Annotated in this window: 9 protein-coding genes and 1 pseudogene; 5 read left to right on the top strand and 5 right to left on the bottom strand. The window is 35.8% G+C overall.

Features of this window, described 5'->3' with window-relative positions:
• Window positions 1-104: 104 nt before the first annotated feature.
• The 3 genes from ADI76_RS05085 to ADI76_RS05075 are packed head-to-tail and all read right to left on the bottom strand — an operon-like array spanning window position 105 to window position 2,299.
• Complete coding sequence (locus tag ADI76_RS05085; protein WP_049515001.1) at window positions 105-794, bottom strand: hypothetical protein; 690 nt, start codon at window positions 792-794, stop codon at window positions 105-107.
• Window positions 775-1,587, bottom strand: coding sequence for a hypothetical protein (locus ADI76_RS05080; RefSeq protein WP_193390724.1), 813 nt, complete (start codon window positions 1,585-1,587; stop codon window positions 775-777). The genes ADI76_RS05085 and ADI76_RS05080 overlap by 20 nt, the downstream gene beginning before the upstream one ends.
• Before the next feature lies 1 nt (window position 1,588).
• Window positions 1,589-2,299, bottom strand: a complete 711-nt coding sequence (locus ADI76_RS05075) for an ABC transporter ATP-binding protein (RefSeq protein ID WP_049496324.1) — start codon at window positions 2,297-2,299, stop codon at window positions 1,589-1,591.
• Between the two features lie 158 nt (window positions 2,300-2,457).
• Between ADI76_RS05075 and ADI76_RS05070 the strand changes: the two genes are divergently transcribed.
• From ADI76_RS05070 to ADI76_RS11905, 3 genes and pseudogenes are all read left to right on the top strand, one after another.
• On the top strand, window positions 2,458-3,129 hold the full coding sequence (locus ADI76_RS05070) for a response regulator transcription factor (RefSeq protein ID WP_049514999.1): 672 nt from the start codon (window positions 2,458-2,460) through the stop codon (window positions 3,127-3,129).
• Complete coding sequence (locus ADI76_RS05065) at window positions 3,114-4,187, top strand: sensor histidine kinase (RefSeq protein ID WP_049514998.1); 1,074 nt, start codon at window positions 3,114-3,116, stop codon at window positions 4,185-4,187. The genes ADI76_RS05070 and ADI76_RS05065 overlap by 16 nt, the downstream gene beginning before the upstream one ends.
• 93 nt (window positions 4,188-4,280) lie before the next feature.
• A pseudogene (locus ADI76_RS11905) lies at window positions 4,281-4,388 on the top strand (IS30 family transposase); the annotation flags it as partial.
• A gap of 459 nt (window positions 4,389-4,847) precedes the next feature.
• On the opposite strand, the gene ADI76_RS05060 reads toward ADI76_RS11905, so the two are convergent.
• Window positions 4,848-5,846, bottom strand: coding sequence for a hypothetical protein (locus ADI76_RS05060; protein ID WP_049514997.1), 999 nt, complete (start codon window positions 5,844-5,846; stop codon window positions 4,848-4,850).
• Between the two features lie 34 nt (window positions 5,847-5,880).
• Window positions 5,881-6,819, bottom strand: coding sequence for a CPBP family intramembrane glutamic endopeptidase (locus ADI76_RS05055; protein WP_049514996.1), 939 nt, complete (start codon window positions 6,817-6,819; stop codon window positions 5,881-5,883).
• Window positions 6,820-7,082: 263 nt separating this feature from the next.
• On the opposite strand from ADI76_RS05055, the gene ADI76_RS05050 reads away from it, so the two are divergent.
• Both ADI76_RS05050 and ADI76_RS05045 read left to right on the top strand, forming a co-directional pair.
• Window positions 7,083-9,266, top strand: coding sequence for an amino acid ABC transporter substrate-binding protein/permease (locus tag ADI76_RS05050; RefSeq protein ID WP_049514995.1), 2,184 nt, complete (start codon window positions 7,083-7,085; stop codon window positions 9,264-9,266).
• The gene (locus ADI76_RS05045) at window positions 9,266-10,006 is read left to right on the top strand and encodes an amino acid ABC transporter ATP-binding protein (protein ID WP_003007564.1); all 741 of its coding nucleotides are present in this window, start codon (window positions 9,266-9,268) and stop codon (window positions 10,004-10,006) included. Before ADI76_RS05050 ends, ADI76_RS05045 begins: the two co-directional genes overlap by 1 nt.
• The last annotated feature ends 339 nt before the right edge of the window (window positions 10,007-10,345 follow it).

Below are 10,345 nucleotides of genomic sequence, written 5' to 3'. Positions count from 1 at the left end.
CTGTGCGGAGGTGGGACGACGAAATCGAATTCTAACGAATGACCGATTTCTGTCCCACTCTCCCAAAATTAGATAAGTTTGCTCATCAGTATCATTTTTATTTACTACTTAACTTCTTGATTCCTTACCAAGAAGTAGAGAGTTGCTCCAAGTGAACATACAAATCCAATAACGTAAATACAGAGTTGTAGATTGGAAGCACTACCTAAAATGGTATCCGCAACAATATTATAAAATAGATAACTAGTCAATGGTTCCATTACTCTTTCTATGAATGGTTGTACCAAAATAGGAAATAGCAACAAAATAGCTAAACTCCCCATTGGACTTTTGAAAAAATAACTTAAGAAGTAAGATATTAAAAAGTATTGGATGGAGCCAATCAAATAGAAGCTGAAAATTTCTAAACTGACACCATTTTCGCTACTAAAAAAATGAAACCATATAAGCAGTACAATGAAATACAAGGTTGATTGTAGTACTACATCACATAACTCTACGAACAGGATCCTAATTGAACTAAAGATCCTTTTTCCACTTACCAAATAAACTAGTTTTGTTTCGTGTGATTGTAACTCAACAAATGCATTAACACACCCTATACTAACAGAGAGCATTGAGGCAAAAACAAGAGCTTGCTTTATAGATAATTGTACAACAGTATCATTGATTGAAACTGGTAACACACAGAAGAGACACACAAAACCTATCAAAAGTGACTGTATAGCTATCTGGTACTTTACGGGTTTTAAACTATATTTTTTGACGATAAGACTAAATAATATTCTTGCCATTCTTCCTCCTCATTCGAATCATTTCTACAACCATTATGAACACCAAGAACAAGATCCCTTCTACTACTAAAAGTGTAAACCCGTACAATTGGCTCGTTTGAGTCCCTTCGATTCGGCCAAATGCAAATGACTTTGCTCCAATCAAAGGCAATAGATTTTCTATTTTAGAGGAAATTCCTCTTAGAATACCTGATAAGGTGATTACCAATAATAAAACGTCTGCAATTAATGCAGTCATTGATTTTTTCGTTACGATTACGAAAAGTAAAGCTAATAAAGTAAGAACGATTGCAAATATCATAACTCTTACCGTGACATCTAAAAACAATGTCAATTCTAAAAAATTCTTTAGAGTTGAATCTAGAAAAACGAATAAAATAACAGCGTTTACTATAGAAAATATTAAAGTAGAGAGTAACGATAGGACAATCGAACTTGCAATAAACCCAGTAAGACGAACTTTCCAGTTAGGAATCAATAACTGGCTAAAATAATCATCACCAAATTGATAATGGGTTGAATAAACAAGTGAAACAAGAATTGGCAAGAAAATGACACTTGCTTGGTAGGGTGAAGATAAGAGAGCATCCCTGACTGTATACACTGGATTCGATGATAACATAGATGGATCAAGGTTAACCGCTTGTCCATTTCCTTCTACTAAGGCATTTATCACCTGGATATTTTGAATTGTAAAAAATATGCTGACTCCCAAAATAAGAAAAAAAGTAACTTTAAAAGTAGGTAAACTACTATATTTATAAAGGTCACTAAAAAAGGAACGCTTCAACAAATTATTCACCTTCTTTCCCTTCGAGTGCTTTAAAATATGCTTCCTCAAAAGAGCCAAACTGTTTCAAAATATCTTTTGTAGGAGCATCAATAACAATTTTGCCATTAGAAATACCAACCAAATGATCTACAGTTAATTCTAACTCACTCATATAATGACTTGTCATTAATACAGTTTTACCTTCATTGACAAAAGATTGTAAAAAATTACGTACCCAGCGAATTCCTTCTGGATCTAGTCCATTGATTGGTTCATCTAAAATTAAGATGTCAGGATTTGCTAATAAGGCTGTTGCTAACCCAAGACGTTGCTTCATTCCTAATGAATAGTCTTTTACCTTTTTATTTTTAGCTTCACTTAACCCCACCAACTCTAAACATTCCTTGCACCTATTTCTATCAACCCCACAAGCCAACCCAATCCACCGAAGATGCTGAAATCCTGTTCTGGTTGGGTAAGGTTGGCAACTGTCAAGGAACGATCCAACAATACAAAAAGGATTATCTCCCAATTGAGAGTATTTTTTGCCATTGATCAATGCCATTCCCATTTGACTATTTTCTAAGCCAAGTAAAATTCTGATTAAAGTTGATTTTCCAGATCCATTCGGTCCAATCAATCCAGTAATCTCACCTTTCTTAGCTTTGAAAGACACGTTTTGAAGGACAATTTTATTATTATATTCCTTATGTAGCTTTTGAATTGTTATCATTCATTCTTTTTCCCTTCTGACTTTTAGTGAAATTCCACCTTCACTTGGAGCAAGTATAACAGGAGAAAATCAGGAAATTCTCAGAATAATTATTTTTTTTATTTTCAACAAATTACATTCTATATTTGCTATAATATGCTCATATAATTGGAGGAACTATGAAGTATAAAATTTTAGCCATTGACGATGATGAAAAAATCTTACGATTAATAGGGAATGCATTAGAAGCAAACAACTTTCACGTGGAAACTCGTAAAAATATAGAGGAGATCAATATCTGTGACTTTACTGGATTTGATCTAATTTTACTTGACGTCATGATGCCTATTTCTGGTTTAGAAATTTGTCGTTCCATTCGTCCACAAATTGCTACTCCAATCTTATTTCTAACCGCTAAAGATTTTGAAGAAGATTTACTAAAAGGAATACAAGCCGGAGCCGATGATTACATCACAAAACCATTCAGTATTAAAGAATTGATTGCAAGAATTCAAATGCATCTTCGGAGAGAAGAAAGATCTCACCCTGCCTCTAAAGAAGAAATGAATTCAGATATTACTTTTTATCGAGATCGTCAAGAAGTTTATTATCAATCAAAGAGAATATCACTAACTAAGCGAGAGTTTGATTTACTTTATCTTTTAGCCAAAAATGAAAACCGAATATTTAGCATAGAAGAACTTTACAATTATCTTTATCCTGTAAGCTCTGATGCTCAACTACGGTCAATCACCGAATACATCTATCAAATTAGACAAAAATTTAAAACTCATCAAATTGATCCCATCAAAACAGTATGGGGAGGAGGATACAAATGGAAAAAGAATTGACGATCAAGCAACTCATTAAGCGTACCTACCTTAAAATCATTTGGCAATTTCTTCTATGTCTTATACTTTTTTACATACTCCCCGCTCTTCTATCTTCTGTATCTGGAATCAATGAGAAAAATGCCAATCGCTTTGCTTTATTTTTTAGCGTCAGTTCTTGGATTTATCTTTGCATCATTTTAATTGTTATCATTGTAATAAATATTAGACAGTTATTAACCAAGATTCAAAAAGAAATGAACATGGTTTATCATAGTGGTCTATATTTCACCAAAAATGAACATCACCATTTGCAGATTAAAGAATTTATTGAAACAAATGAACTAATCGAAAAAATGCAATCTGATATAAAAAATAGGATTGAACATGAAAAAGAACAAAAAAAAGAACTCATGTTTCAAGTATCTAGCGCTGCACATGATCTTCGAACTCCTCTAACTGTCATAAGAGGAAATGCTGAATTCTTACAATCTACCAAACAAACACCTCAAGTAATGGAATGTCTAAAAGATCTTGAGCAAGCAAGTATTCAATTAAACGATTATTTTAACCACTTCATCCAATACTCCAAAACCTTTTACGACCATGATATTCAACTTGAAAACATATCAATTAAACAAGTAACTTATCAATTACAGGAACATATCTCACCTTTACTCCCCAGAAATACACACTTTGTTTTTACAAACACAGTAACTCCATCAACACAAATTGCAATTCATTCCAATCTATTTTTCCGAGCAATCACAAATATCATTAATAATGCAATACAACATCAAAAAGAAAATGATGCACAAATCCAGCTAACAATTTCACAAGAAAATAGTCAATTAGTTCTAACTATATGGAATAACCAATCTAGTTTTTCAAAAAAAATATTACAGAATGCTGGAAATCTTTTCTATAAAGATGACCAAGCAAGAACACCCTCTCAAGAAAGTCACTATGGACTTGGTTTATCTTTCGTAAAACGCGTCATGAAACTTCATAATGGAACGATGCATTTAGAAAATATTAGTCATGGTGCCCAAGTCAAGCTAATTATTCCCATTATATAAAACAAGCCGAACTCATCAATATGTGTTCGGCTTTCCTTCATTTATAATTGATAAATTGTAAAATATAGTGCAACAAAAAACAAATAGTATTTCAGACGATGCCAAAATGGTTATTCTGCAATCAAAGCACAGGAACAGTACAACTGCAGGGCTAAGCAAAAAGATCGAAAGTTTCATTTGACACTAAGGTTAAAAAAGGAAGCGATGAAAACAAATTTAGTCACTATCTCTCATGAAGCTTTAAACAAGGTCTTATATGATATCAATTACTGACCACGAAAATGGTTATCTTTCAGAACTGCTTGTGAAGCCCTAGTTGATGAGTTCGAGGATATGTTGCACTTATTCTTGCAATTTATCAAATCTTTTTTATTGTTCAAATCTTAGTAATTGCTTATACTACTTTGTACTAGATACTCCTTTTCCTCAGTGTATTTATCTAAGGTTGTGTAAGTGAATATTATTTATATATCTTCATAGGTATCTGAAAGTTACATAAAATCACCTTCAATTTTTCCTGTAGCAATGTTAAATAACAAAACTCAATCTTAACAGATTTATTCCTTTTTTGTTTACACAATTTTTTTACACTACCGCTTTATTTCATTCGTTGCTGAAGAGAAATTTTTACTGGCATACAATTCTATCAATGATTCACTCTTATCTTACTATAATTTTATAATATTTTAAAAACTCCTCTTCACTTTGAACAACATGTTCTTTGTAATCTATAGAGTTTTCTGCCGGTATCGTGATATCTTTAAAAATATTTGTGCCATTTGGAAATGCCAATTTAATAACATTAAGAGTTGTTTCTAATCTATTTTTAGGATTGAGAACATAAATAAAATTATTATCTATATTATTCAATAATAGTTTTCGTGTTTTTGGATACTTTGAATCTAGGAGCCAGTTATTTCCTACATTCCAAAAATGGAATGTATTATCCTCAAAATCAAACCCATTACTTTTAAATAACTTAGAAAAAGATTCAAGCCATTCAATACCAACACTTAGTGAGTGAGTTTTAATCTTATTATTTCGATTGTCTATTATTTTACCTGTTTTCAAATTAATTAATTTTTGTTCCTGAAAAGATTTATCACCAATTTTACCAACTATTAAAGTTATATACTCATTTTCTCTATCAACGATTATTTTCTGAGAGTTGGATATAAACATTGGAAAATAATTTTTGTTATATTCTCTAGTTATTTTAAACACATCCAATTCTTTCTTTTTTAATTTGGAATTTGAGGTATCATAAACGTTAATATGCCAATATTCACCATCCTTAGGTATATTTCGATTTAAATAAGGAAAGTTATTATGCGTTATATCTCTTGATGGTTCGGATTGCAATTTCGCACCTTGAGAAATAATAAACTTTTGTCCTACAGCATGACCCGGCCCGCCTATCTTAACCTTATCTCCTAGAATTCTTAATTCATCTGTCACTTTCTTTTTCGCAGCCCATGAAACACTGATTGCTTCTCCATTTTCAAGAAATTCATAATCTGTGATTTCTGTATCAGCAATCCAATACTTATATTGCAATAAATTATTTTTATCAAATGAATGTTTAACAAATAATATAACTAGAAAGATAATCGTAAATAGTCCAAAATAAATTAATTTTCTCTTAACATTTTTTTTCATTCCTTATACCTTCCTATCAGCCATTTCACACTTATTATTCAACAACTCTTTCTCTTCTTTCCCCTAAGCGGTAAACCATCACGACGGATACTAGAAGAACCAGAGTTGTGATGATCGATCCTTCCGCTCCAAATTCCCCTCCGGTCAACCAGTCAGGTCCTGACCCCATGGTAAAGCTGAAGATAGAGGCATCTGCCCCCGTCCCACTGACTTGAAAACCAAGGAGATTTCCTTGTACATAGTTCCAAGTCCCGTGTTGGGCGACAACTAGCCAGATGCTATCGGTGTAGATAAGGAGCAGACCAGCTAGCACCCCATCAAGGACAATATTCAGTAGAGATATGAAGGTCACTCCTGCATTTCCCAGATGAAGAATGCCAAAGAGACTACTAGAAATCGCGATTGCTAAGGGAAGATTGGTTCTTGCAGCAATCCGAGTCAGTAGCCACCCCCGCGTGGCTACTTCTTCAGTCCCTCCTTGAAGAAGCCAAAACGGGAATAAACCTAGAATAAAGAGGATGGGTTCTAAACTTAATTCATTTAGCTCAAAAGACCCAATTCCACCCAACTGGTAGACAAGAGCAATGACTCCCATTTGAAGAAAGGAAAGCAAGATTCCCAAACCTAGATACTTGAGCCAGTTCTTTTTTATAAAACCTAAAGTCGATAAGGGATTCTTCTCAATGAACTTCACCCAAAAAATAAAGAGTAAGAGAATGAATACAAAACTGAAGAGCTCATAATAGAGAATATAATGGAAGAAAAATTCTTGGACACTTGCAACCCCATTTCCTGGTGAGAAGAACTCGGTTAGATAACCTATTGCAGTGGAAAATGGTCCCACCATTTCACTACTGAGCCATAGTCCCCCTTCTATAAAGAAGGAAGCTAAAAACACGTAGAATAGTGTAGAAACGAAAACTGACACAGAAGTTTTCATTTTGATACCTTGAATGATCAACCCTTTCTTCATCTAGTAACCTCCATTTATCTGAATAGATCCATTGTAACAAAGAAAACCCAGACCTGCAACACCACCTCATGTTAGAAAACCTGACATCGAAAGTTGGTTTTTCTTGCTAAACTGATACTTTTCTGATATAATAGCTTTTATAGAAAAACATAAGATCATTCATACTCTATTTGGTATGAATGTTTTGTTTTTTCAGGCCATCCTTTGGTCAATGCACTCATGGGTCAAACACCCAAAGAGAAATGAAGAAAAAGGAGACAGAAATGAAGAAAAAATTACTAGCCTATTTGCTTTTCTTATTTCCACTGGTAGCATTCGCTGGTCATGCTCATGCTGAGACGATCAAGGTCGTTTTCGACACAGCTTATGCACCATTTGAATTTAAAGATTCAGATCAAACCTATAAAGGAATTGACGTAGAAATCTTGGACAAGGTCGCTGAAATCAATGGCTGGGATTTAGATAAATCCTTCCCTGGATTTGATGCTGCAGTCAATGCTGTCCAAGCTGGTCAAGCAGATGCCATTATGGCCGGAATGACCAAAACAACTGAACGTGAAAAAGTCTTCACCATGTCTGATACTTACTACGATACAAAAGTTGTCATTGCGACGAAGAAAGCTGACAAAATCACGAAGTACAGCCAATTAAAAGGGAAGACCGTCGGTGTCAAAAACGGTACTGCAGCCCAACGCTTCCTCGATAAAAACAAGGACAAATACGGCTACAAGATCAAGACTTTTGATACGGGTGATCTCATGTACAACAGTTTAACAGCTGGTGCAGTGGATGCAGTCATGGATGACCAACCCGTCATTCAATATGCAATCCAAAAGGGTCAGGACCTAGCGATCAATATGGACGGGGAAGCAGTCGGTGGCTTTGCCTTTGGTGTTAAAAAAGGTGGCAATCATGAAAAACTAATCACTGAATTTAACAAGGCCCTCGCTCAAATGAAAGCTGATGGAACACTTGATGAGATCATCAAGAAATGGACAGGTGAAAGTCAATCATCAGGGAACAGTGCCGTTCCAACAACAACTACTCCTGCTGGTCAAAAAGCAACCCCCAAAAAATCAACATATAGTATCTCAAGTGATTCTTCCTTTGCACCATTTGTCTTCCAAAATGGGAAAAATAAGTACACAGGGATCGATATGGACTTGATCAAGGCCATTGCCAAAGACCAAGGATTTACCATTGAAATTGATAACCCTGGATTTGACGCTGCGGTCAGTGATGTCCAATCTGGTCATGCGCAAGGAATAATCGCAGGGATGACCGTGACCGATGCTCGGAAAGAAACATTTGATTTTTCTGAACCATATTACACTGCTAACTCTATTCTTGCAGTCCAAAAGGATAGCAAGATTGATTCTTACGATGACTTAAAAGGTAAGACGGTCGGTGTTAAAAACGGAACTGCATCGCAGACCTTCCTTGAAAAGAATAAAAATAAATATGGCTACAAGATCAAAACTTTCTCTGACGGGGCTTCTATGTACGACAGCTTGAACTCAGGTTCTGTCGCTGCGATTATGGATGACGAACCCGTCATCAAATACGCTATTAAACAAGGACGTAAATTCAAAACACCTATCGAAGGAACTCCAAGTGGTCAACTAGCATTTGCCGTTAAAAAAGGTGAAAATCCTGAATTGATCGAGATGTTCAACAATGGTCTTGCAAACTTAAAGAAAAATGGCCAATACCAAAAGATTCTCGATAAATATCTTAAGTCAGATAGCAAATCAAGTACTTCAAGTACAACCGTAGATGAAACAACAATCTGGGGCTTGCTCCAAAACAACTACAAACAATTGCTAAGTGGTTTGGGTGTAACCCTTGCCCTTGCACTTCTCTCTTTCGCGATTGCTATGGTGATCGGTGTTATCTTTGGGATGTTTAGTGTTAGCCCTTATAAATGGCTCCGATGGACAGCAGAAATCTTTGTCGATGTTATTCGTGGGATCCCACTCATGATCCTTGCTGCCTTCATCTTCTGGGGAATTCCAAACTTGATTGAATCTGTCACAGGTCATCAATCCCCAATCAACGACTTTGTAGCAGGTACCATCGCCCTCTCCCTCAATGCTGCTGCTTATATCGCAGAAATTGTCCGTGGGGGTATCCAAGCTGTACCGATTGGACAGATGGAAGCCAGCCGAAGCCTTGGAATCTCTTATGGCAAGACCATGCGTAAGATCATCTTGCCACAAGCAACCAAACTCATGCTTCCAAACTTTGTGAACCAATTCGTCATTGCGCTGAAAGATACGACGATCGTTTCTGCGATCGGATTGGTCGAACTCTTCCAAACTGGTAAGATCATCATTGCTCGAAACTACCAAAGTTTCAAGATGTATGCGATCCTTGCCGTTTTCTACCTCGTGATTATCACCTTGCTAACACGATTTGCAAAACAATTAGAAAAGAAGGTTAACTAATGGCTAAATTAAAAATTGATGTCCATGACCTCCACAAATACTATGGTGAAAATGAGGTCTTAAAAGGAATCTCAACAAAATTCTACGAAGGGGATGTGGTCTGTATTATCGGACCGTCCGGTTCTGGTAAATCGACCTTTCTTCGTAGTCTTAATCTCCTCGAAGAAGTTACAAAAGGTCAAATTACCGTAAATGGATATGATCTAACCGATCCAAAAACCAATGTTGATTTGGTCCGTGAAAATATCGGAATGGTTTTCCAACACTTCAACCTTTTCCCTCACATGAGCGTCCTTGAAAACATTATGTTTGCGCCAGTAGAGCACAAACTGATGACTCGCGAAGAAGCTCAAAAAGTCGGGATGGAATTATTGGAAAAAGTTGGTCTCGCAGATAAAGCCGATGCCAATCCAAACAGCCTTTCCGGTGGTCAAAAACAACGTGTGGCCATCGCCCGTGGACTCGCCATGAATCCAGATATTATGCTCTTTGACGAACCGACTTCTGCCCTTGACCCTGAGATGGTTGGAGATGTATTGAACGTTATGAAAGAGTTGGCAGAGCAAGGCATGACCATGATCATCGTTACCCACGAGATGGGATTTGCCCGCCAAGTAGCCAACCGCGTCATCTTCACAGCAGACGGTGAATTCCTCGAAGACGGCAAACCAGACCAAATCTTCGACAACCCACAACACCCACGTTTGAAAGAATTCTTGGATAAGGTTCTAAACGTTTAAAAAGATAAACTAACGAGTGGTTTTTGAAGCATCTAGCAAAATTGCTAGATGTTTTTTTTTAGACTAAAAAAGCATTTTCAAACCTGAAAATGCTTAGAATGCGGACTAACTATTTTAAAATAAAATAAGTAAAGCGTTTCTAAAAGGAACAACAATGATTTTAATTTTTAAAATGAATCAAGAAAATATTGAAACTTTCCGCTGTGAGAAAAGCGCTAGAAACAAATCAGTTTCTAGCACTCGGGAGTTTTGAAACTTTAGGTTCAAAACTAAGTTATGGAACTTCCTGGATTGCTGAAATCATCCACTGGATAATTTCACCTAACGTCCGTACTCACC

Source organism: Streptococcus parasanguinis, assembly GCF_001074805.1.
Taxonomy (GTDB): domain Bacteria; phylum Bacillota; class Bacilli; order Lactobacillales; family Streptococcaceae; genus Streptococcus; species Streptococcus parasanguinis_A.
The sequence above is the reverse complement of the archived record's forward strand: the minus strand, read 5'-3'. Positions and strand labels throughout refer to the sequence as shown.